Origin of the sequence: Paenisporosarcina sp. OV554, from assembly GCF_003058165.1 — a bacterium.
Lineage (GTDB): Bacteria > Bacillota > Bacilli > Bacillales_A > Planococcaceae > Paenisporosarcina.
In genome coordinates this window covers 1-22,129 of record NZ_QBUC01000005.1, presented here as the reverse complement: position 1 = coordinate 22,129, position 22,129 = coordinate 1, and the positions used below count along the sequence as shown (strand labels likewise).

The window sequence follows — 22,129 nt, the reverse complement described above, 5'->3', positions numbered from 1 at the left end:
GGTGCTAAATGTTTCATTCTTCACAAAATGGGCTTATAATGAATGAAGGAATGGAGTGATGGTCATGGTGAAAAAGGAACGTGATATTGAAGATTTTCTTCACCATATTTATATACATATGAACGAAGCTGATCAGTTCGTGATGTTCAGTGGTTTAACGATGCAACAATTTGTTAGAAGTCTTGGGCCATTGCAACATTTATTGTTACTCAAGCATAAATACGAAGACAGTTCTTTTAACATTCACACCCAGTTAGAATTTGTTCCTGATGAAGAAGTATTAGCATTTACAAAAGAATTTATGGATAATCCGACAGATTTAAGATGGATTGATTTTAAAGATGAACATAACCTTAATATGTTAACTTCTCAAGAACAAGCTGAATTATTATATATCGGACATAAAAAAGAGCCAATCCGTTCACCGTTTTATTATCAACTTCAAAATCGTTTTGTGTACCTGTCCAATGAAGAAGAAAGTATGACGAAAATTTATTTCCGTGAACTAAATGATTCACTCCGTTTAGTCGTAAATATATTAAATCAAGTGGTTCTTACTAAAGAAAGAGGCGCTTCTTTTTGGCGTCGAAAACAAAAAGTAGGCTATCCTGAACTCACAATGGAACAGATTTTTTCGCATAAACCTTTATTAAAAGAAGGAGTGCTTCTTTCCTTATACAAAAGAGAAAAATCAAAAGTGTCGTATGATTTAGAACTCCGGTTATTACCAGAATCGGTATACCCAGATGAAATATGGGACGAATTAACTTCATTAATGAAACAAAGTCCGGATGAAACGATTCGATTTTAATGACAATCCCTTGCAAAGATGAGTGCAAGGGATTGTTTTTTTATAGTGTCAACAATGATAAGATTTTTGGATAGTATAAGAAAAAGATCTTATACCATAATTCGTGAAGGCGTGATTTTCTATTATGTGTTTATGGGTAAATGAAGTTCATGATAAAATAAAAGGATCCAATACGTGGAGGTATACAAATGAAAAAAAGAATCGGTTTATTATATGGTGGAAAATCTGCAGAGCATGAAGTGTCATTATCAACGGCTCGTGCAGTAACTCAAGCATTAAATTTCAGTGAATATGATGTGTTTCCAATTTACATTACACAAGAAGGTGAATGGAGAAAAGGGCAACAGCTACTATCACCTATAGATACAATTGAACAATTACAATTTGAAAATACAACAAAACAAAGTCTACCAAATAACATTTCTAGTTTTTTGCCTTCTCAAGTGGATGAAAAGACTTTAGATGTCATTTTCCCGCTTCTACATGGACCTAACGGAGAAGATGGTACCGTTCAAGGATTACTTGAAGTTATGAACCTGCCATACATCGGCAATGGCGTATTAGCTTCTTCCGCTGGAATGGATAAAGTAATTATGAAACAGCTTTTCACTATCGCTGGATTAAAACAAGTACCATATGTGCATTTTATACGTAGAGAATGGCAGAACGACCAAAGCTTCTGGCTTGGAAAAATTGAAAAAGAACTTGCTTGGCCATTATTTGTAAAACCTGCAAACTTAGGTTCAAGTGTAGGCATTAGCAAAGCATCAAATCGTGAAGAATTAATAGAAGCAGTAGATTTAGCATTAAAATATGATCGTAAAATTGTGATCGAGCAAGGAATAAATGCACGTGAAATCGAAATGGGCGTTCTAGGTAACGATACTCCGAAATGTTCAGTGCCAGGCGAAATCAAGCCGTTAAAGGCTTTTTACGATTATCAAGCAAAATATAAAGATGGCAATACCGCTATGATTATCCCAGCAGAAGTTTCAACAGAAGTAGAAGCGACGTTACAAGACAATGCGATTAAAGCATTCAAAGTATTGGATTGTTCAGGTCTTGTGCGCGCAGACTTTTTTTTAACAGATGATAATGAAGTTTTAATTAACGAAGTAAATACGTTACCTGGATTTACTCCCTTCAGCATGTTCCCATTACTGTGGCAACATACAGGTGTAAACTATTCAGAGTTGATTGACCAGTTAATTGAACTTGCTATCGAACGCCATACGGAAAAACAACAATTACAATATACAATGGATTGAGTGTGAATATTTGTGGAAAAAGCTTTAACAATAATTGCTGACTGGCTAGACCTTAACGCGATCGATACACCTGATGTCTTGGTAAGGGGTGTGTCGATTAATACGAAAACCATTCAACCTGGGGATTTATTTATCCCTTTTAAAGGCGAAAAAGTGAATGGGCATCAATATGTAGCACAAGCTTTTGAAAAAGGTGCTGCTGCCGCTCTTTGGCAAAAAGATGAACCAAATCCGCCGCAAGATGTTCCGTTGTTATTCGTTGAAGACAGTGAAAAAGCATTGCAACAAATGGCACGAGCTTATCGAAATGAACATCAAGCCACATTTATCGGAATTACTGGGTCGAACGGGAAGACTTCAACTAAAGATTTAGTAGCGGGCGTCCTGTCTCCTTATTTTCGTGTGCAAAAAACAGCGGGTAATTTCAACAATAACTTGGGGTTACCTATTACTATTTTGTCTTTAGACGAAGATACAGATTTTGCCGTCCTTGAAATGGGCATGAGTGGCTATGGGGAAATTGAATTTTTATCGACTTTAGCAAAACCCCATTTCGTAGCTATTACGAATATTGGTGAAGCTCATATGCAAGACTTAGGTTCACGCGAAGGAATTGCCAAAGCGAAATTTGAAATTGTTGCCGGTTTACAGCCTAAAGGATGTTTATTTTACGATGGGGATGAACCGCTTTTACGACCATTTATTCAAAAAATGAATGATGAAAAATTAGTTCCTTCTATAAATACGATATCATTCGGTTCTGATCCTTCAAATGCCGTCTCTGTACAGTCAATTGAAGCGACGGAAAATGGTAGTGAATTTAATGTATCTGGTTTAATTAACGATCAATTTATGATACCTGTCTTAGGAAAGCATCAAGTGAAGAATGCTTTAGTGGCGATTTTAATTGCCCAAAAAGCAGGATTAACAAATGAACAAATTAAAGATTCTTTAAAAAACGTCACACTGACAGATATGCGCATGCAAGTCATACCTGCAAAAAATGGCTCTTTATTTATTAACGATGCATACAATGCTGCACCCACATCTATGAAAGCGGCCATCACTTTTATCCGTGAAACTACGATTAGGCCAGAAAAATGGTTAGTACTTGGCGATATGCTTGAACTAGGTGACGACGAACAAAAGTATCATGAAGAGTTGGCTGAATACATCACACCACAAGACTTTGCAGGTGTTTGTTTATATGGACCTAGAATGAAGTGGCTATATGACAAGTTACAATCATTATTTGCGGATGCACAAGTGGTGTGGTCAGAAAATGACTATGAGCCGATTCGCAACACATTAAAATCAAGTACTTCTTCAAATTCAATCATCTTAGTAAAAGGTTCTCGTGGTATGGCACTTGAAAACGTCATTGATTAATAAAAAAGGTAAGGATTTCGTATGATTTTAGACAATAAATAGAAACTAAAAATACCGAATGAAGAGAGATTTTTAGTAATGGAATCTCCTTCAGCGAATTATGTCACTGCCGAAATGGATACACAGCCTACAGAGGGTTTGTATTCTTTTGGGCTTTTATTTGCCACATCGGTTGATCATTTGCGAACACAACGCGACGCAATGATTTGGGTGGCTTATCCGAAAAAATCTTCTAAACTTTTCAAAGATCTTAACCGCGATAAAGGTTGGGAGAACTTCAATCTAAAGGAATTGTCGGAATCGCTTCAATTGCTCTGGATGTTGATTGGTCAGCTATTCGATTTAGACCTCAAAGCGATGTGAAGAGGAAAACGTCTGTAAATTGTCAAGTTGCACCTGACAATTATGTAATAACGGAAGAGATTCGTGAAATATTTGAAAGAGAGAGTGTTCTCCTCATGTTTGTGAATTTACCAACTGGGTATCAGAAACAATATCTAGAATGGTTGCTATCAGCTAAGAGACAAGAAACAAGGGACAAACGACTTGTTGAAGCAGTTTATAAATTACGGGCAGGATTCCGTCAACCATACGGTAAATGATGGAGGTGTAAGAACGTGAAAACTGGAGTATTATGTATTCATGGATTCACTGGTGGTCCGTATGAAATGCAACCATTTGTGCAATATATAGAAGAAAAGACAGATTGGTTGGTCAAAGTCCCGACTTTACCTGGACACGGACCCACACTTTCACTGAATGAATTTACGGCGGAAAATTGGATGATGGAAGCAGAGCAATCATTACGCTTATTACAAAAGCAAGTGAATCGAGTTGTCGTTGTAGGTTTTTCGATGGGTGGTTTAATTGCTTTGTACTTGTCAATGCGTTATAAGATCGACCGTTTAGTTCTTCTTAGTGCATCTGCGAAATTCATTAGCGTGGGACAACTGTTAGAAGATATTAAAGATATTACGGTTGACGCGGTACAGAGAAAACTTGCGACCAATACGATCTATCATTTATACGAATACAAATTGACTCATACGCCAATTCGAGCCGCGGTTGAGTTTTTACGTATCGTGAAAATGGTTGAGCCATACTACGAATCAATAAACGTTCCCGTATGTATCGTACAAGGTCAAAAAGATGGCATTGTACCTTTTGCATCTGCCGAGTATTTGTACGGACGTCTGGGGTCTGTTGAAAAAAAGTTAATTACGTCTGAATGTGGTAAGCATCTCATTTGTTATAGCGAAGACTGCGATGATTGGTTCGAGAAAGTTCTTCATTTTTTGGTAAGAAATGAGAAAACTAATTATTACGACTGTGGCTAATTAATTGCATATCGTCTTTAAACATGTTAAGGTATTTAGAGCAATGGATACATTTTGTGTAAAGACTCTTCGCAAGATGAAGAGGTCTTTTTTTTGAACATAACGGTTTGTTCAATTTTTTAGGGTAGGATGTTTAGTTTCAAACATCAAAACTGTGAACTTTCATAATAGCCACGTTCTAAAGGACGAAGAGCTACTAACAAGTCACAAGAGACCGCGTTTTACAAAACGCTTTGAAACATGCTCCCCACTGATCGAACCGCTCGGCAAAAAACCGGGCTTTCCTTTAAATATAAGTCCCCTCTGATAACTCTACAGAGAATTTTAAGTAACGGAAACGTTCCTCGTATAGGCTCGAATTTGCCGCAACTTCATCTGAAAGTGTAACCATTTGTCAATTGTAAACAAAAAGGAGATTAAATTTTGACAAATTTTTCAGAATTAAATATTAGCGCATCAACATTAAAATCCGTAAAACGTATGGGTTTTGAAGAAGCAACACCGATTCAAGAAGGTACAATCAAATTTGGTTTGGAAGGCCGCGATATTATCGGTCAAGCACAAACAGGTACTGGTAAAACAGCAGCGTTTGGTATTCCATTAATCGAAAAAATTGACCCAAAAATCACTACTATTCAAGGTCTAATTATCGCACCAACTCGTGAATTAGCGATTCAAGTTTCAGAAGAAATTTACAGAATCGGTCAAGACAAACGTGTGAAAATTTTATCTGTATATGGTGGACAAGAAATCGGACGTCAAATCCGTGCATTAAAAAACAATCCACATATTATCGTTGGTACACCTGGTCGTATTTTAGATCATATAAACCGTCGTACATTAAAACTTGATAACGTTCAAACGCTTATTTTAGATGAAGCGGATGAAATGTTAAACATGGGCTTCATTGAAGATATCAATACAATTATGGAAAGCTGCCCGGCAGAACGTCAAACGTTGTTATTCTCAGCAACTATGCCTAAACCGATCCAAAAAATTGCAGAGAAATTCATGAAAAACCCAGAAATCGTTAAAATTCAATCAAAAGAAATGACAGTAGAAAACATCGAGCAATTCTACGTTAAGTCACATGAACGTGAAAAATTCGATATTCTATCACGCGTTATCAATGTTCACCAACCGGAACTTGCGATTATTTTTGGTCGTACAAAACGCCGCGTTGATGAATTGGCACATGCACTAAGCATTCGTGGTTATATCGCTGAAGGTATTCACGGTGATTTAAGCCAATCGAAACGTATGTCTGTTTTAAAACAATTTAAAGAAAACAAAATTGACATCCTAGTTGCTACTGATGTAGCTGCTCGTGGTCTTGATATTACAGGCGTTACTCACGTTTATAACTATGACATTCCACAAGATCCAGAAAGCTATGTTCACCGTATTGGTCGTACAGGCCGTGCTGGTAAAAGTGGTGTGGCAGTAACTTTTGTTACTCCACGTGAAATGGGTTACCTACGTATCGTTGAAGAAACAACGAAAAAACGTATGTCTCCACTTCGTCCTCCAAGCTCTGACGAAGCTTTAATTGGTCAACAACGTTTAGCTGTTGAGTCACTTGGAGAAATGGTAGACAAAAATAATATCGGTGATTACCGTGCATTCGCAACGGAATTACTTGAGAAATACGAAGCAATCGATGTTATTGCAGCTGCATTAAAATCAATGACTCGTGAGCCAAGTGATACTCCAGTATCAATCTCAGAAGAACGCCCATTACCATCTCGTAAAGAGGGGGGCGGACGCAGTGGTGGTGGCTATAAAGGCAACAACCGTAGCAGTGGAGGACGTTCTTCATCAGGTTCGGGTCGTAGTTCTGATCGTAGCGGAGCTCGTCGTACAAGCACTGGTAGCCGTGATGGAAGTTCTTCTTCATCCGCTTCACGTGAAGGTTCTGCAAGCCGCGGTGGACGTCCACGTTCATCAGCACGTCGCGAAAGCTAATAAACAATTATCGAAAATCACAGTCCAAATTGGGCTGTGATTTTTTTGTCATGGAGAATAATGATATGAACAGCCTTTATGTTCCAGTTGGAAAAATATCCATATAAAATGAAACATCTTTACTGTAAAATCGTATGTATAAAGAGAAGGTAGGTGTTCAGATGAGGAATGAGCCAATGAATCAAATATCACCTAAAGGATTGAAAGTTTGGCGGTTATATGGAGTAATTCATTCAACCGTTATATTATTAATTTCGATAGGTGCTGGAGTATTAAATTGGTGGCTAGAAGGTCCGCTTTGGGTACTATTTATTTGTATTTTGGTCCCACTACTATATACATATATATTTGTTTATCTATTTCCAAAATTAAGATGGTTAAGGTGGCGATATGAAGTTCGGGAACAGGAAATCGAACTTCAACATGGGTTGTTTATCGTCAGAAGAGTCCTCGTGCCGATGGTTCGTGTCCAGCATGTTGACACACAACAAGGTCCAATTTTACGGAAATACGATTTAGCTTCCATTACAATTTCAACTGCTGCAACAAACCACACGATACCTGCTCTTATCACGAATGAAGCCGATGAGCTAAGAAGGCGTATATCGACACTTGCAAGGGTGGCGGAAGATGATGTCTAAAAATCGTTATAAACTTCATCCGATTTCTGCGGTTGTTAATTTCATGAAAGGATTAAAAGATCTTATCTTTCCTTTTGTTGTTATTTTTGTAGTAAATGGATTTCAAGAAAGTTCGCCTTCTGATGGGCATTGGACTAGTTATATTCCTTATATCATAGGGGTATTGGTATTAGTATTCATATTATTAAGCGGTATCATCAAATGGAAACGGTTTGTTTATTGGTTTGAAGACGATGAATTGCGGATTGAGTATGGACTATTTGTAAAGAGGAAGAGATACATTCCTTTTGAACGTATCCAAAGTTTAAATTACACAGAAAGCATACTCCATCGTCCATTTAAACTTGTGAAAGTTACGATTGAGACAGCAGGTTCAGGTTCTACCACAGAAGCCGAGGCAGAACTGACAGCCATAACAAAAGAAGCTGCGAAACAAATTGAAACGGAGCTAGCATTTGCAAAAAAACGTAAATTGAGCAAAACGCCAGTTGGAGTGGAAGAAACAACAGACAGTAGCCAATTGGATGAAGAGCCAATAAGTAATAGTGTCACCATATTTAAAATGAATATGAAGGATATCCTTATCCTCGCAGCTACTTCTGGAGGGATTGGAGTTGTGTTTTCAGGTCTTGCTGTATTTATGACGCAATTCTCCGATATTATTCCGTATGGCTTAATTTATGATGAAGTAATTGTCTTTCTAAAGTTTGGATTCTTTATTATTGCTATTAGTATTTTTGCATTCCTAGTATTCTCTTGGATTATTTCTGTGATTCTTACTACACTTAATTATTATCAGTTTACAATTACTCAAGAAGATGACCAGATTGTACTGACTCGCGGGTTATTGGAGAAGAAAAAAGTCACTATACCGATTGGTCGTGTTCAAGGTGTTCGTATTATTGAGAATCCTTTACGTCAACTATTTGGATATTGTACTGTAATCGTCGAAAGTGCTGGAGGGTCTATAGATGCGCAAGATAAAAAAATTCGCTTGTTTCCTCTTGTAAAGAAGAGCAAAATCAAGCAACCACTAAATCAGTTGTTTAGTGATTTCGACTTTGAACCTGAATGGACGACGTCTCCAAAACGGGCTAAACCATTTTATTATCGACTCGACTTTATTTGGACAATACCCGTTATAGTCGGAATTAGTTATTTTTACTATCCATATGGCTTATTGTCGCTGCTTCTGCTACCGATATTTTTGTTACTTGGTCTATGGCAACACCGATCAGCAGGACTTTCACTCACTCGAAATCAATTGTCATTAAGGTACAGAAGTATAAGTAAATACACATTCTTTATCGAAAAAAAGCGGATGCAATCTCTTGAAATGAGACAAAGTCCTTTTCAAAAAAGAAAAGCTCTTGCCTCTATTGAAACCACGATTAAATCGGGGATGCAAGGAGCTACAGCACGAGTAGAACACTTACAAATAGAAGATATTGATGAAGTCTTGACTTGGTACGAACCATCTGGTCATGCAGTCATAGAAAAAGGACAGCCGCAATAAAGGCTGTCCTATCTTTTTCTTTTTTTCCAACCGATTATGCGTTTAGGGTGAAAGTAACTTAAGCCGATTAAGAAACCAACAGCCAAACCAGTTAAATGAGCAGTTGCATTGATGTTTGGTGTTAAGAACGTCATTATGATACTGATAACGATAATCGGTAAAATGATTTGTCTAAGTTGGGGTAAAGTATTTCTTGCATAATAAACAAGTGCACCAAATGCTCCAAGTATTCCATAGATAGCACCACTAGCGCCAACATGTACATACGAAGCATCCTGTAAAAGAAAAGTGGCGACGGTGCCAAATAATCCAGCCATAAAATAAATGTTCAAGAACCGCAATTTGCCCGCAAGTTTTTCAAGTTCAGGTCCAAACAAATACAATGAAAACATATTAAAAAGCAAATGTAAAAAACCAGAATGTAAAAACATGGGAGTAATAAAGCGCCACCATTGTCCATCGGAGATTAAGAAATTAGCCCCCGCACCATAGTTAAATATTAAATCACCCAGAACTGGAACCATAGATAATACATGGATTATGACATTGAGTGCAATAATGGTAGAAACAACTGGGTAGAACTTAATGTATTGTTGAAAATTTTCTGTACGACTAAACATGTATTCACCTCGAATTTGTATGAGTATATTATACCGCTAAATAGCAATGAGTTGAAAGGGGAAGGGTTTCATGATTAAAGGAATTGGTTTAGATGTGACAGAGATTGAACGAATTACCGTAGCACACGATCGCTCTTCTAAATTTAAAGAACGCATTTTAACTATTCAGGAAATAAAGCGGTTTGAAAAATTATCTGAGATGAGACAACTAGAATTCTTGGCTGGCCGTTTTGCTGCGAAAGAAGCATTTGCAAAAGCGCTTGGGACAGGGATTGGCAAGAGTTGTAGCTTTCACGATATAGAAGTGTTGCCAAATGAAGTTGGAAAACCTATGTTGTTTTTTAAAGGAATAGAAGTGAAAGGTCATATAAGTATCACGCATACAAAACAATTCGCCGCAGCACAAGTAATATTGGTTGAATAATCCCTGTCCCTCTTTCATAAGATGTTTTAACGGATCGATATGAGAAAGGGTGAATTTATTGCGTAACCGTTTATTTGCAGGATTAGTAATACTGTTAGTGGTTTTCTTGTCGGCTTGTGGTGCTGAGTCAAAAGAAGATGTATTAAAGAAGTTGAGTAGTAAGTGGGTTGAAACAAAAGGTTATGAGTTAGACGCGAAGATGGAGATCAGTACTGGGTCAGAACCACGTCTTTATGAAGTGAATGTGTGGCATACTAAACCTGAGTTTTATCGTGTGAAAGTTAGTCAAACTGGTGAAGATGTATCACAAACTATTGTGAGAAATAAAGAAGGTGTATTTGTTATCACCCCAACACTAGGGAAAACGTATAAATTCCAGAGTGATTGGCCGGAAAAAAATAGCCAAGCCTACTTAATTGGTTCTCTTGCAAAAGATATTAAAGCTGATAAAGAATCCGTTATGACTGAAAACAAGAATTCGTATATATTTGAAACGAAAACAAGAAACAGTCATCAAAAAATGTTACCAACTCAACAAATTTATATCAGTAAGAAAACGTTACTCCCAACAAAAGTTTCAATCCTAAATGATCAAAAAGAACAACAAATTCTTATCACATTTGATAAGATTACCTTAGGCACTTCTAGAAGTGCTGCTGATTACAAAGCGGATATGCCATCGGAAGAAACGACTGAAAACGAAACAGCTAGTACTGATGTTGAGTTACCAGTATTTCAAACACACTATCCTGCTCTACAGTGGGAAGGCGTAGATATGCTTGAAGAAAAAGTAATAAAAGATGATAAGCAAGAACGTGTCATATTAACTTATGGTGGAGAGAAAGAGTTCACGATTATCCAATCACCAATCACGAAGAAATCCGTGGATTTAGTTCCTGTCTTTGCACCTGGTGACCCAGCCGATTTAGGTTTTGCAATTGGTGCAATCACAGATCAATCTATCTCTTGGGAACAAGAGGGCATTCAATTCTTCTTAGCCTCAGATACAATGTCACGTGAAGAAATGATGACTGTTGCTTCTTCAATGACAGCGTCAGATTTAAAATAAACCTACCACACTAACTATCGAACCCTAAATGAGGAATGAAGATGCAGCCTACTAATTTTTATCGACCAACCTTTGCAAAAATTGATTTGAATGAGATAAAAATGAACATACTTAATTTGAAGAAACATATGAATGAATCCATTCAAGTAATTGCTGTAGTGAAAGCAAATGGATACGGACATGGTGATTTTGAAGTGTCGAAAGCTGCATTACAAGTTGGAGCAAGTATGCTTGCCGTTGCCACGCCAGATGAAGCGATTCGATTGCGAGTACTTGGCATCGAATCGCCCATTCTTGTGTTGGGTGCATCTCCTCCTACTTTTGCTGTCTTAGCAAGTGAACATGATATTACAGTTACTGTGTTTCAACAAGATTGGTTTCTTCACATTCCGACCTTACCCAAAAAGCTGAATGTTCATATTAAAATCGATACCGGCATGGGAAGGTTAGGCGTTACAACGGAATCAGAATTAAGATGTCTTATTCAAACCATTCATCAGCGATCTGATGTACTGATAGATGGTGTTTTCACGCACTTTGCAACTGCGGATGAAGAGAATACTGAACAATTCACAAGCCAATTGACTAAGTTTAAAACTTTTTTAAAACACTTTCCAGAAAGACCGAGGTGCATTCATACTGCAAATAGTGCAGCTGCACTTATGCAAAAAGATTCTTTATTTGATGCAGTGCGCTTCGGAATTTCAATGTATGGATTATCACCATCTGCCCATGTTAGTAACGAACTGCCATTTCCACTTGGCCAAGCCATGACTTTGCACACAGAAGTTGTCTTCGTGAAAAAAGTAACAGCAGGCACAACGATTAGTTACGGAGCTACCTACACGGCAGAAAACGACGAGTGGATTGCTACTCTACCAATAGGTTATGCAGATGGAATGCTACGGAAACTGAGTGGTCAAGCAGTATTAATTCAAGGCAAGAGGATGCCAATCATTGGTCGAATCTGTATGGATCAATGTATGGTTCGTTTAAATGGACAGGTTCCTATTGGCGAGCCTGTCGTGTTAATTGGAAGACAAGGATCTGAACAAATTACCATTGAAGAATGGGCGCAAAAAATACAAACAATTTCCTACGAAATTCCTTGTGTACTAACTAATCGAGTACCAAGGATATACACATCATAGTATTCGACAAATACCGACTATTCTAAAAATATTGTCAGATATTTTCCTTCTTTGTCTTCTCATTGTATGTATAGAATGGTAAGATAGAAATGTATTGAAAAGAGGGACGGGTTTGTCGGAGGTGTTGACTGTGAATGAAAAGAGAGAATCAAAGGAAGTTATTGTGAAACTTCCAAGACAATTTGTGAGCGATCTTGATAGACAGAAAGTGCAACAACTTGCTGGACCAGAAGAGTTTGTTTATTTTTCGACAAAAAAACTTATTAAACAGGTTCAACCAAATCTTATACGAGAAGCGATGATTAAAGGCTACGTAGAAATGTCGCATATTAACTTGTCCATTGCAAGCGAGTGTTTACATTTAGAATATGAAGCGGAGCATACTGTGGAGCGTCTCGTAAGCGGAGGATGAAATCTTGAACGTAAAACGTGGTGACGTTTTTTTTGCTGACTTATCGCCAGTAGTCGGGTCTGAACAAGGTGGTACTAGACCCGTTCTGGTGATTCAAAACGATATCGGAAATCGTTTCAGCCCAACAGTCATCATTGCGGCTATCACTGCGCAAATTCAAAAAGCAAAATTACCAACGCATGTAGAAATCGATGCTAAAAAGTATGGATTTGAACGGGATTCCGTTATTTTGCTTGAACAATTGCGTACGATTGATAAATCGCGGCTGACAGATAAAATAACTCAGCTAGATGATGTTCTGATGGAAGAAGTAGATGAGGCGCTTGAAATAAGTCTTGGCCTTGTGAAATTTTAGTCATACATAATAAAAACCACCGTGCGGGATTTTCCGTACGGTGGTTTTTTGTTAGGAATTAAAATACGTGTGTAGTTGGGAGATTTCAGATACAATGATAGATAAAATATAATTAGTTTAGGAGGCCTCACCATCGAATATGAATAAGTATATGGCTACATTCATTCAAGATAATCTCGAAGAAATACTAAATAAATGGCAAGAAATGATGAAAGAAGATTCTGAGGAACGATTTTTTCAAGTGATGTCTCAAGAGGTCATTGATAAAACAAGTCGTGAATTTGCGGAATTGATGATTTCTAATTTATTTGAAGGTGAAAATAATTATGAAAATCGCTTAATAGAATTTACTAATAAAGTGGTTCGTTTTGGCTGGTCAATTAGTTTTGTTATGAAAGCGATCAATCACTTCGCTCACATTGTTTATGAAATGTTAGAAAAAAACGAAACAATTACAGATGCAAATATGAAAGAATATGTCATGGTCTTCACTAATTGGACTACACCAATGCGCGATGGGATTCTTGAAACGTACGCAAAAACATGGGAACGAACAGTACAATTGCAAAAAATTGCACTACAAGAACTATCAGCATCGTTAATTCCTGTTTTTGATAAAATTTCGGTTATGCCACTTGTTGGAACAATTGACACTGAACGTGCAAAATTAATTATGGAAAACCTATTGGACGGTGTAGTAAAACACAGAGCCGAAGTGGTCCTATTAGATATTACAGGTGTACCGGTTGTTGACACTATGGTTGCACATCACATCATCCAAGCAGCAGATGCAGTTCGATTAGTTGGAGCGAAGTGTATGCTTGTCGGAATTCGTCCGGAAATTGCACAAACAATTGTTACTTTAGGTATTAACTTAAAAGATTTCACAACAACAAGTACATTACAACGTGGAGTTGAACAAGCTTTAGCTTGGACAAACCGCAAAATCGTGGAGGTGGAAGTAGATTGAACTTACGTATTCCGATTTTGAAATTAAAAGATTGCCTTATTGTTTCTATTCAATGGGAGCTAGATGATCAAACTGCTCTTCAATTCCAAGAAGATTTACTCACTAAAATGCATGAAACTAGTGCACGTGGTGTTGTAATTGATTTAACGCCAATCGATTTTATTGACTCATTTATTGCTAAAGTTCTCGGTGACGTAATAAGTATGTCGGGTTTAATGGGTGCAAAAGTAGTTATTACGGGAATTCAACCTGCAGTAGCTATTACACTAATTGAATTAGGTATTCGTTTAGAAGACGTTATGACAGCTTTAGACTTAGAAAATGGTCTTGAAAAACTCCAACGAGAATTGGAGGCATAATTATGGGTTATCGCTCTTCTGTAGAAATTTTAACTGAGTGGGACATTGTTGCGGCAAGGCAACTTGGTCGTAATGAAGCAAAAGAAGTTGGCTTTGGCACGGTTGACCAAGCACGTATTACAACAGCAATTAGTGAACTTGCTCGTAATATTTACCTATATGCAGGAAAAGGTAAAATCGAAATTGAACGTATATCAGAAGGCGGATCATATGGCATTATTATTATCGCATCAGATGAAGGACCAGGAATACCCGATGTTAGAAAAGTAATGGAGGATGGATTCTCAACTTCTGGTGGTTTAGGTGCTGGTATGCCTGGGGTAAAACGTTTAATGGATGATTTTAAAATTGATACAGTTTTAGGCGAAGGAACTGTTATTAAAGCAACTAAGTGGATTCGATAGGAGGTCAGATTAAATGCCTCAAGAAATTGGACGGCAATATAAAGAAATACTCAGACAATATGTAATGCGACAAACGGAGCAAAACTTATATGCAGGGCAGAACTTTAGTCGTCAATTGATACAAAAAAACATAGCCCCAGAAGATGTAATTAGCATACATAAGGCAGCCTTGGAAGAAATGTTTCCTGAGTTGCCAATGAATGTATGGCATTCATTTGATTTGTTAATTGAAATGATGATTCGATATGGACTTGCTCATGCAGAACATCAAAGTCTGATTCAACAACAAGAAGAAATGAAGGTTGAAATGGATTTAGCGGCAAATGTTCAACGTACTTTATTGAAAACAACTGTCCCTGAATTGAGTGGTCTTGAAATTGGATTAGTTTCTGTACCTGCAAGGAAAATGAATGGCGATTATATTTACTTCCTCAGTGATAATCTTGTTAATGCGGGGGTTGCAGTTGCGGATGTTATCGGAAAAGGAATTCCAGCTGCACTTTGCATGTCCATGATTAAATACGGGATGGATAGTCTGCAAGATGCTACTTCAGATCCGGAAAAAGTATTAGATATCATCAATCGCATTGTCGAAAAAAGTGTCGACGACGATATGTTCATATCCATGTTTTATGGACGCTATAATGTTGAAAAATCTATCTTTACATATGCATCAGCAGGTCATGAACCTGCTCTTTTTTTTAATGCAAAAAAAGACGAATTCTCTGAGTTGCATGCAAAAGGATTATTGTTAGGTGTTGTTCCGAACGTTATTTATAAACAACATGAAGTGAAAATGGAGATTGGTGACTTTGTCGTAATGATGACAGATGGAGTAACCGAATGTAGAACCGATGAAGGCTTCATAGAACAAGAATTTATTGCTTCACTAATTCATTCGTTACGTCATGAAAATGCCCAAACGATTGTGGATTCAGTATTTAAAGAATTAGAGAAGATGCAAAATTTTGAGCTTCGTGATGACTTTACACTAGTGATTTTTAAAAAAACTAGTTAAAAGGTTTTAAATTGATGAAATTGTGGTAATCACAGAGTATGAAGAAGATACAGTAGATGACGGGGTGTTTATAGATGAATGTACAAGTTGTATTTAAGGAACAAGAAAATATGGTAAAAGGTTTTATTAGTGGAGAAATTGATGCTTTTACTGCACCTGTTTTACGCGAAAAATTGGCGACAGTGCAGGGGAAAGAAGGCCTTCAAGCTGAATTAGATATGTCGGATGTATCATATATGGATAGTACTGGCCTTGGAGTTATCGTTGCTTTTTTCAAAAACATTAATGCAAATAACGGTCATGTTAAACTTACAGGATTATCTCCTCGCCTAAAACGATTATTTGATATTACAGGCCTTGGAGAAATCATGGACATTGAGACAGATGATAAAGGTGGAAACTAATCATGAGACCATTTGATTACGTAGAAATTCGAGTTCCGGCAAAACCTCAATATGTAGGCGTTGCTCGCTTGACTATTTCGGGTTTAGCAAGTCGAATCGGATTTACTTATGATGATATAGAAGACTTAAAAATTGCTTCTTCAGAAGCGATTACAAATGCAGTGCAACACGCATACTCTGAAGTCGACGAAGGCGAAGTAGTAATTGGTTGTGCACTTTACCCAGACAAAATTGAAATCATGGTAGCTGACCATGGAAAGAGTTTTAACTTTGAAGAAACGAAAGCTAAAGTAGGCCCTTACAATGAAAACCAAGAAGTACAGTTTTTACGCGAAGGTGGACTCGGACTATACTTAATCGAGACATTAATGGATGAGGTGAAAGTCCACCACCAAGAAGGTGTAACGGTATTTATGACAAAATATGTCGGAGAAGAGCAGGTGGAAGAGAATGTCGAAACTATCTCCTCCTAATCATCAAACCAAAGAACAGATTTTAGAATGGATCAAAGTATATCAAGAAACTGAAGATGAAGAGGCACAAACTAATTTAGTGCTTAATTATCAACGTTTAGTTGAATCAATATCACGTAAATACTCAAACGGGAAATCGTATCACGAAGACATCGTTCAAGTTGGTATGTTAGGTCTACTTGGTGCAATACGTCGCTACGATCCCGAATTTGGCAGGACGTTTGAAGCCTTCGCTGTTCCGACGATTATTGGCGAAATCAAACGATTTTTGCGTGATAAAACATGGGCTGTACATGTCCCTCGTCGTATTAAAGAATTAGGACCACGTATTAAATCAGCTGTCGAGACTTTAACAACAGAACTTCAACGTTCTCCTAAAGTTATTGAAATTGCTGAATACTTGGAAGTCCAAGAAGACGATGTTTTAGAAGCAATGGAAATGGGACGAAGCTACCAAGCTTTATCAATGGACCATTCCCTTGAATCAGATTCTGACGGCAGTAGTATCACGTTATTTGACGTTATTGGTCAACAAGACGATGGTTTCGAGAAAACTGATCAACGAATGTTAGTAGCAAATGCACTAAGTGTTCTATCTGAACGTGAGAAACAAGTCATTCAATTTACATACATTGATCAATTAAGCCAAAAAGAAGCAGGCGATAAACTTGAGATTTCTCAAATGCATGTTTCTCGTCTACAACGTAAAGCTATTAAAAAGCTTCAAGATGCCATACAAGCGGCTGGTGGAATATCCTAATGGATTCTATTCGACACCCTTTTTTAGAAGTATTCGTCTATCAAGAGGCCAAAGAAGGAAATAATGAATCAGGAGATACGTACTTTACGTATATGAATGGGGATTACTTTTTGTGTGCAATTGCTGACGGTCTAGGTAATGGCCCAATCGCAAGACAGTCATCTGAAATCATGCCCATGATTTTAGCTAAGTACCACCATGAAACAATTGATGAATTGCTATTGAGATGTAATGAACTAATGTTTCAAAAACGTGGTGCTGCAGTGGCGATAGTTAAAGTGGATTTTAATGCCAAAACAATCCAATATAGTTGCGTAGGAAATATTAAATTTTATATGACGCGTACAGATGACGAAAAAATGATTTATCCACTACCAGTTATGGGTTATTTATCAGGAAGACCTCAAAAGATAAAGACACAGACTTATGGTTATAAACCAGGTGATTTATTTTTATTCCACTCTGACGGTGTCGTGCTAGGAAACCCGAAACAAACGATGCAAAATTGCTCAGGAGCATACGATTTACATCAAACATTGATTCATACCATTGAACATGGTGATGATGCTACATTTATCGCAGGAAGCCTGCTCCAATAAAAAGGAGTAGGTTTTTTGTGTTTTTTAGAAAGAATGTCTGAAGATTGCATCAGAAATGGTGGCAAGTTTCACCGTTGTGTGTGCAAGTTGTGATTTTCTAATGATAAAATAGAAATGTGTATAGAAAGGATGAGTCGAATGGATACAAAACAATTGATGCAAAGAATTGCAAAAGAAACAAATGTGCGACCCGCGCAAGCACAACAAGTTATAGATTTACTTGAAGAAGGAAATACAGTCCCTTTCATTGCGCGCTATCGTAAAGAAGCAACTGGCTCATTAGATGAAGTGCAAATAAAAGCAGTGGAAGATCGTTATCGCTACATACAGCAGATTGAACAGCGCAAAGAAGAAGTTCTCCGTTTAGTTGATGAGCAAGGAAAGCTGACTGAAGAATTATCCACTGCCATTCAAGCAGCCACTGTTCTTCAACGTCTTGAAGATCTATATAGACCATACAAGTTAAAACGCAGAACAAAAGCAACAATAGCAAAAGAAAAAGGACTAGAGCCTCTAGCAACCTTATTAGTTAGTTTTTCGGATAAACAACTCGATGAATTAGCTCAAGATTTTATTAATGAAGAAAATGTAGTTTCTACTATAGAAGAAGCGTTGCAAGGTGCTCGCGATATTTTGGCAGAACAATTTGCAGATGATGCAAAGATTCGTGAAAAGATTAGAAACTTAACAAGAGCTGAAGGCTCAATTCTATCAACTGTAAAAAAACAAAGTAATGACGAGAAAAGTGTATTTGAAATGTATTATGACTATACGGAACCAGTTAAGAAAATTGTACCTCACCGGGTTCTTGCGCTAAATCGTGGAGAAAAAGAGGATATTTTGAAAGTTAGTTTACACGCGCCGATTGAACGGATTGTAAGTATTATGCGTGATGAGTGGATTCCGACACACAGTTCGTCACCAAGCATTTCACAAGTAACAGAAGCAATCGAAGACTCGTATAAGCGACTAATTGCCCCTTCTGTTGAGCGTGAAATTCGTACAGAACTTACAGAGAAAGGCGAAACACAAGCCATTCATATTTTCTCTGAAAATTTGCGTAACCTATTACTACAACAACCTTTAAAAGGAAAAGTCGTATTAGGTCTTGATCCGGCATATCGAACAGGTTGTAAATTAGCAGTTGTAGACGATACTGGAAAGCTCCAAGAAGTATCAGTTATCTATCCGCATCCGCCTAAAGCTGACGTTCAAGGGTCGAAGAAAACGATTTTAGACGTATTAAAGCGATACCCTATTTCAATTATTGCAATTGGGAATGGGACGGCATCTCGTGAATCAGAACAATTTATTGCGGAATGCCTGAAAGAAGCAGATCGTGAAATTGCTTACGTTATTGTAAATGAAGCGGGAGCGAGCGTGTATTCAGCTTCGGATACGGCCCGAGCGGAATTCCCACATCTTCAAGTTGAGCAACGCAGTGCAGTTTCAATTGCTCGAAGACTTCAAGATCCACTTTCGGAGTTAGTAAAAATAGAACCAAAAGCTGTAGGAGTCGGTCAATATCAACACGACGTTTCTCAAAAGAAACTTAATGATTCTTTAACATTTATTGTAGAAACAGCTGTTAACCAAGTAGGCGTAAACATCAACACAGCATCGGCATCCTTGCTGCAATATGTTTCCGGCTTATCAAAGACAGTTGCTGAGAATGTTATTATTATGAGAGATGAAAACGGCAAATTCACTTCACGTGCTCAACTAAAGAAAATTCCAAGATTAGGCGCCAAGACGTATGAGCAAGCTATCGGGTTTTTACGAATTCCGGAAGCGAAAAATCCTTTTGATGCTACTGGTATTCACCCAGAAAGTTATCAAAGTGCAGAAGAAGTATTGAAAACTGCTGGCTTAACAAAAGCGCAAATCGGAACGAAAGAAGCAGAACTCGCTTTAAATGAGTTGAATTTGAAAGAGTTAAACGAACGATTAAACGTTGGGGAAATCACTTTAAAAGACATTGTAGATACTTTGAAAAAACCAACTCGCGATCCGCGCGATCAGTTCCCACAACCATTGCTTAAGACAGATGTTCTTCAACTGGAGGACTTAGCAAGTGGCATGGAGCTACAAGGAACAGTTCGTAACGTCGTCGATTTTGGTGCATTTGTAGACATAGGCGTCAAACAAGATGGTCTCGTACACATTTCTAAACTTAAAAAAGGATTCGTTAAACACCCATTGGATGTCGTTGCATTAGGAGACATCGTAACAGTTTGGGTTGAACAAGTTGAAAAGACTAAAGGGCGAATTGCATTAACGATGCTGGCGCCAGCAAAACAAAATTAATATAAAACCTGCCTATTAAAAATTGATAGGCGGGTTTTAAACTATTAAAGGGTGGATAGTATGACAAACGAAGAACTTCAACATCTCGTAAAGAGAATCTCAGACACCATCTTTAATAAGCCTTTTATGCATGAAGCATATTTCAACAGTCGTCTCAAAACAACAGGAGGTCGATACATGCTCCAAACACATCACATTCAAATCAACCCCAAATCTTTAGAAACTTATGGAACTGAAGAACTCGAAGGTATAATTCGACACGAATTGTGCCATTATCATTTACATATAGAAGGAAAAGGGTACAAACATCGTGATAAAGATTTTAAAGATTTATTAAAGATGACTAAATCTCCAAGATTTTGTGCATACTTAGGGTCTGCCAAAAGAAGAAACAAGGTTAGTCAACATATCTATGGTTGTGTTTCATGTGGTCTTCTATATAGACGGAAAATTCGTTTAAATACTCTCAAATACCGTTGTGGCAAGTGTTCAGGACAGTTGGAAAAAGTTCAATAATATTTCTTTTAAAAAATTGGTCAAAAGTGGTTGACGAGGAATAACTATCTCACTATAATAGGAAAAGTCGAATAGTTACATAACGCTATTCCGAAGTAGCTCAGTGGTAGAGCAATCGACTGTTAATCGATTGGTCGTAGGTTCGAGTCCTACCTTCGGAGCCATGGCCCCTTGGTCAAGCGGTTAAGACACCGCCCTTTCACGGCGGTAACACGGGTTCGAATCCCGTAGGGGTCACCAACTTTTTAAAAACTATGTTATACTTACAATAACAAAATCGCGACAGTGAAGTATTACTTCCTATAAAGAAGTCGCGAGGGTGGAGCAAATCGCCAAACAAAGATGGCGATTAACATCGAAGCAGGCGAAGCCGATGCAGATGTCCACAATAACATATGCGTAGAAGCATAGTGTTTATAATATAATATTATCGCGGGGTGGAGCAGCACGGTAGCTCGTTGGGCTCATAACCCAAAGGTCGCAGGTTCAAATCCTGCCCCCGCAACCAAACGGTTCCGTGGTGTAGCGGTTAACATGCCTGCCTGTCACGCAGGAGATCGCGGGTTCGATTCCCGTCGGGACCGCCATTTTTTATTGGGGTATAGCCAAGCGGTAAGGCAACGGATTTTGATTCCGTCACGCCCTGGTTCGAATCCAGGTTCCCCAGCCATTTTTTCTTAAGTTTGCGAGCCATTAGCTCAGTTGGTAGAGCATCTGACTTTTAATCAGAGGGTCGTAGGTTCGAATCCTACATGGCTCATCATTTTAATGCTTGACTTCTTGATTTAACGTGTTATACTAATAAATGTCGTTAAAACATCAAGCGGTCGTGGCGGAATGGCAGACGCGCTAGGTTGAGGGCCTAGTGGGAGAAATCCCGTGGAAGTTCGACTCTTCTCGGCCGCACCAAGCACCAAGCACCAAGCATCTAGCGCCCGTAGCTCAATTGGATAGAGCGTCTGACTACGGATCAGAAGGTTGTGGGTTCGACTCCTGCCGGGCGCGCCAAAATACCTTAATTCCATATATTAATAACGCGGGTGTAGTTTAGTGGTAAAACCTCAGCCTTCCAAGCTGATGATGAGAGTTCGATTCTCTTCACCCGCTCCATATTATTTACCTAATGAACCTTGAAAACTGAACAGCAAAACGTCAACTAATAAAGCGGAACACACTTCGGTGTTGGAAGCTAAAACGTTTTCTTCCGCCGACACCTGTCGGTATCGAAAACAAACTTGAACTTAACCGTTCATTATAAACGTCAATTTTTTGACGCCAGCAACAAAGTCGAGCTAATCGACTCACCATTATGGAGAGTTTGATCCTGGCTCAGGACGAACGCTGGCGGCGTGCCTAATACA

At 38.1% G+C, this 22,129-nt stretch carries 24 protein-coding genes and 9 tRNA genes; 32 read left to right on the top strand and 1 reads right to left on the bottom strand.

Annotated elements, in window-relative coordinates:
• The first annotated feature begins 64 nt into the window (after positions 1–64).
• From C8K15_RS05840 to C8K15_RS05805, 8 genes are all read left to right on the top strand, one after another.
• Positions 65–811, top strand: coding sequence for a hypothetical protein (locus C8K15_RS05840; protein WP_233260392.1), 747 nt, complete (start codon positions 65–67; stop codon positions 809–811).
• 188 nt (positions 812–999) lie between these two features.
• Entirely contained in the window at positions 1,000–2,079 is a 1,080-nt protein-coding gene (locus C8K15_RS05835; RefSeq protein WP_108585486.1) for a D-alanine--D-alanine ligase, read from the top strand.
• Between the two features lie 12 nt (positions 2,080–2,091).
• On the top strand, positions 2,092–3,468 hold the full coding sequence (locus C8K15_RS05830; RefSeq protein ID WP_108585485.1) for a UDP-N-acetylmuramoyl-tripeptide--D-alanyl-D-alanine ligase: 1,377 nt from the start codon (positions 2,092–2,094) through the stop codon (positions 3,466–3,468).
• Positions 3,469–3,734: 266 nt separating this feature from the next.
• On the top strand, positions 3,735–4,070 hold the full coding sequence (locus C8K15_RS05825) for a YdeI/OmpD-associated family protein (RefSeq protein WP_108585484.1): 336 nt from the start codon (positions 3,735–3,737) through the stop codon (positions 4,068–4,070).
• Between the two features lie 15 nt (positions 4,071–4,085).
• Complete coding sequence (locus C8K15_RS05820) at positions 4,086–4,805, top strand: alpha/beta hydrolase (protein WP_108585483.1); 720 nt, start codon at positions 4,086–4,088, stop codon at positions 4,803–4,805.
• A gap of 423 nt (positions 4,806–5,228) precedes the next feature.
• Positions 5,229–6,770 carry a degradosome RNA helicase CshA gene (cshA, locus tag C8K15_RS05815; protein ID WP_108585482.1) on the top strand — a complete coding sequence of 514 codons (1,542 nt, stop codon included), beginning with the start codon at positions 5,229–5,231 and terminating at the stop codon, positions 6,768–6,770.
• Positions 6,771–6,931: 161 nt separating this feature from the next.
• Positions 6,932–7,411, top strand: a complete 480-nt coding sequence (locus tag C8K15_RS05810; protein WP_108585481.1) for a PH domain-containing protein — start codon at positions 6,932–6,934, stop codon at positions 7,409–7,411.
• A complete protein-coding gene (locus C8K15_RS05805; RefSeq protein WP_108585686.1) occupies positions 7,404–8,927 on the top strand; it encodes a PH domain-containing protein in 1,524 nt (507 codons plus the stop codon). The genes C8K15_RS05810 and C8K15_RS05805 overlap by 8 nt, the downstream gene beginning before the upstream one ends.
• An 8-nt stretch (positions 8,928–8,935) precedes the next feature.
• On the opposite strand, the gene C8K15_RS05800 is transcribed toward C8K15_RS05805, so the two are convergent.
• The gene (locus C8K15_RS05800) at positions 8,936–9,547 is read right to left on the bottom strand and encodes a rhomboid family intramembrane serine protease (RefSeq protein ID WP_108585480.1); all 612 of its coding nucleotides are present in this window, start codon (positions 9,545–9,547) and stop codon (positions 8,936–8,938) included.
• Between the two features lie 70 nt (positions 9,548–9,617).
• Between C8K15_RS05800 and acpS the strand changes: the two genes are divergently transcribed.
• The 24 genes from acpS (at position 9,618) to C8K15_RS05680 (ending at position 21,878) form a co-directional block, all read left to right on the top strand.
• Positions 9,618–9,971: a holo-ACP synthase gene (gene acpS / locus C8K15_RS05795; protein ID WP_108585479.1), complete on the top strand. Its 354-nt coding sequence runs from the start codon at positions 9,618–9,620 to the stop codon at positions 9,969–9,971.
• A 58-nt stretch (positions 9,972–10,029) separates the two neighbouring features.
• Entirely contained in the window at positions 10,030–11,040 is a 1,011-nt protein-coding gene (locus C8K15_RS05790; RefSeq protein ID WP_108585478.1) for a LolA family protein, read from the top strand.
• A 41-nt stretch (positions 11,041–11,081) separates the two neighbouring features.
• The gene (gene alr, locus C8K15_RS05785; RefSeq protein ID WP_108585477.1) at positions 11,082–12,191 is read left to right on the top strand and encodes an alanine racemase; all 1,110 of its coding nucleotides are present in this window, start codon (positions 11,082–11,084) and stop codon (positions 12,189–12,191) included.
• A 112-nt stretch (positions 12,192–12,303) separates the two neighbouring features.
• Entirely contained in the window at positions 12,304–12,603 is a 300-nt protein-coding gene (locus C8K15_RS05780; protein ID WP_108585476.1) for a transcriptional regulator, read from the top strand.
• Between the two features lie 4 nt (positions 12,604–12,607).
• Complete coding sequence (locus C8K15_RS05775; RefSeq protein ID WP_108585475.1) at positions 12,608–12,958, top strand: type II toxin-antitoxin system PemK/MazF family toxin; 351 nt, start codon at positions 12,608–12,610, stop codon at positions 12,956–12,958.
• 139 nt (positions 12,959–13,097) lie between these two features.
• Complete coding sequence (locus C8K15_RS05770) at positions 13,098–13,928, top strand: RsbT co-antagonist protein RsbRA (protein ID WP_108585474.1); 831 nt, start codon at positions 13,098–13,100, stop codon at positions 13,926–13,928.
• On the top strand, positions 13,925–14,287 hold the full coding sequence (locus C8K15_RS05765) for an STAS domain-containing protein (RefSeq protein ID WP_108585473.1): 363 nt from the start codon (positions 13,925–13,927) through the stop codon (positions 14,285–14,287). Before C8K15_RS05770 ends, C8K15_RS05765 begins: the two co-directional genes overlap by 4 nt.
• Positions 14,288–14,289: 2 nt before the next feature.
• The gene (locus tag C8K15_RS05760) at positions 14,290–14,691 is read left to right on the top strand and encodes an anti-sigma regulatory factor (RefSeq protein WP_108585472.1); all 402 of its coding nucleotides are present in this window, start codon (positions 14,290–14,292) and stop codon (positions 14,689–14,691) included.
• 13 nt (positions 14,692–14,704) lie between these two features.
• On the top strand, positions 14,705–15,709 hold the full coding sequence (locus C8K15_RS05755; protein ID WP_108585471.1) for a PP2C family protein-serine/threonine phosphatase: 1,005 nt from the start codon (positions 14,705–14,707) through the stop codon (positions 15,707–15,709).
• Between the two features lie 74 nt (positions 15,710–15,783).
• A complete protein-coding gene (locus C8K15_RS05750) occupies positions 15,784–16,113 on the top strand; it encodes an anti-sigma factor antagonist (RefSeq protein ID WP_108585470.1) in 330 nt (109 codons plus the stop codon).
• 2 nt (positions 16,114–16,115) lie between these two features.
• Positions 16,116–16,586, top strand: coding sequence for an anti-sigma B factor RsbW (gene rsbW / locus C8K15_RS05745; RefSeq protein ID WP_108585469.1), 471 nt, complete (start codon positions 16,116–16,118; stop codon positions 16,584–16,586).
• Positions 16,564–17,346 carry an RNA polymerase sigma factor SigB gene (gene sigB / locus C8K15_RS05740; protein WP_108585468.1) on the top strand — a complete coding sequence of 261 codons (783 nt, stop codon included), beginning with the start codon at positions 16,564–16,566 and terminating at the stop codon, positions 17,344–17,346. Before rsbW ends, sigB begins: the two co-directional genes overlap by 23 nt.
• Entirely contained in the window at positions 17,346–17,945 is a 600-nt protein-coding gene (locus C8K15_RS05735; protein WP_108585467.1) for a PP2C family serine/threonine-protein phosphatase, read from the top strand. The genes sigB and C8K15_RS05735 overlap by 1 nt, the downstream gene beginning before the upstream one ends.
• 138 nt (positions 17,946–18,083) lie before the next feature.
• Positions 18,084–20,252: a Tex family protein gene (locus tag C8K15_RS05730; protein ID WP_108585466.1), complete on the top strand. Its 2,169-nt coding sequence runs from the start codon at positions 18,084–18,086 to the stop codon at positions 20,250–20,252.
• Between the two features lie 60 nt (positions 20,253–20,312).
• Positions 20,313–20,768, top strand: a complete 456-nt coding sequence (locus C8K15_RS05725) for a SprT family protein (protein WP_108585465.1) — start codon at positions 20,313–20,315, stop codon at positions 20,766–20,768.
• Positions 20,769–20,857: 89 nt separating this feature from the next.
• Positions 20,858–20,932 (top strand) — tRNA-Asn (locus tag C8K15_RS05720).
• 1 nt (position 20,933) lies between these two features.
• Positions 20,934–21,008 (top strand) — tRNA-Glu (locus C8K15_RS05715).
• A gap of 191 nt (positions 21,009–21,199) precedes the next feature.
• A tRNA-Met gene (locus C8K15_RS05710) sits at positions 21,200–21,276 on the top strand.
• A 3-nt stretch (positions 21,277–21,279) separates the two neighbouring features.
• Positions 21,280–21,355, top strand: a tRNA-Asp gene (locus C8K15_RS05705).
• Between the two features lie 8 nt (positions 21,356–21,363).
• Positions 21,364–21,438, top strand: a tRNA-Gln gene (locus C8K15_RS05700).
• 17 nt (positions 21,439–21,455) lie between these two features.
• A tRNA-Lys gene (locus C8K15_RS05695) sits at positions 21,456–21,528 on the top strand.
• 63 nt (positions 21,529–21,591) lie between these two features.
• Positions 21,592–21,677, top strand: a tRNA-Leu gene (locus C8K15_RS05690).
• Positions 21,678–21,699: 22 nt separating this feature from the next.
• Positions 21,700–21,776 (top strand) — tRNA-Arg (locus tag C8K15_RS05685).
• A 28-nt stretch (positions 21,777–21,804) separates the two neighbouring features.
• Positions 21,805–21,878: transfer RNA gene (locus C8K15_RS05680), tRNA-Gly, on the top strand.
• Positions 21,879–22,129: the final 251 nt, after the last annotated feature.

Coding starts and splice junctions, on each gene's coding strand:
- C8K15_RS05735 (WP_108585467.1), top strand. CDS start 17,346: ATGGATTCTATTCGACACCCTTTTTTAGAAGTATTCGTCTATCAAGAG.
- sigB (WP_108585468.1), top strand. CDS start 16,564: ATGTCGAAACTATCTCCTCCTAATCATCAAACCAAAGAACAGATTTTA.
- C8K15_RS05730 (WP_108585466.1), top strand. CDS start 18,084: ATGGATACAAAACAATTGATGCAAAGAATTGCAAAAGAAACAAATGTG.
- C8K15_RS05800 (WP_108585480.1), bottom strand. CDS start 9,547: ATGTTTAGTCGTACAGAAAATTTTCAACAATACATTAAGTTCTACCCA.
- acpS (WP_108585479.1), top strand. CDS start 9,618: ATGATTAAAGGAATTGGTTTAGATGTGACAGAGATTGAACGAATTACC.
- C8K15_RS05725 (WP_108585465.1), top strand. CDS start 20,313: ATGACAAACGAAGAACTTCAACATCTCGTAAAGAGAATCTCAGACACC.
- C8K15_RS05835 (WP_108585486.1), top strand. CDS start 1,000: ATGAAAAAAAGAATCGGTTTATTATATGGTGGAAAATCTGCAGAGCAT.
- C8K15_RS05770 (WP_108585474.1), top strand. CDS start 13,098: ATGAATAAGTATATGGCTACATTCATTCAAGATAATCTCGAAGAAATA.
- rsbW (WP_108585469.1), top strand. CDS start 16,116: ATGAGACCATTTGATTACGTAGAAATTCGAGTTCCGGCAAAACCTCAA.
- C8K15_RS05755 (WP_108585471.1), top strand. CDS start 14,705: ATGCCTCAAGAAATTGGACGGCAATATAAAGAAATACTCAGACAATAT.
- C8K15_RS05810 (WP_108585481.1), top strand. CDS start 6,932: ATGAGGAATGAGCCAATGAATCAAATATCACCTAAAGGATTGAAAGTT.
- C8K15_RS05750 (WP_108585470.1), top strand. CDS start 15,784: ATGAATGTACAAGTTGTATTTAAGGAACAAGAAAATATGGTAAAAGGT.
- C8K15_RS05805 (WP_108585686.1), top strand. CDS start 7,404: ATGTCTAAAAATCGTTATAAACTTCATCCGATTTCTGCGGTTGTTAAT.
- C8K15_RS05760 (WP_108585472.1), top strand. CDS start 14,290: ATGGGTTATCGCTCTTCTGTAGAAATTTTAACTGAGTGGGACATTGTT.
- alr (WP_108585477.1), top strand. CDS start 11,082: ATGCAGCCTACTAATTTTTATCGACCAACCTTTGCAAAAATTGATTTG.
- C8K15_RS05840 (WP_233260392.1), top strand. CDS start 65: ATGGTGAAAAAGGAACGTGATATTGAAGATTTTCTTCACCATATTTAT.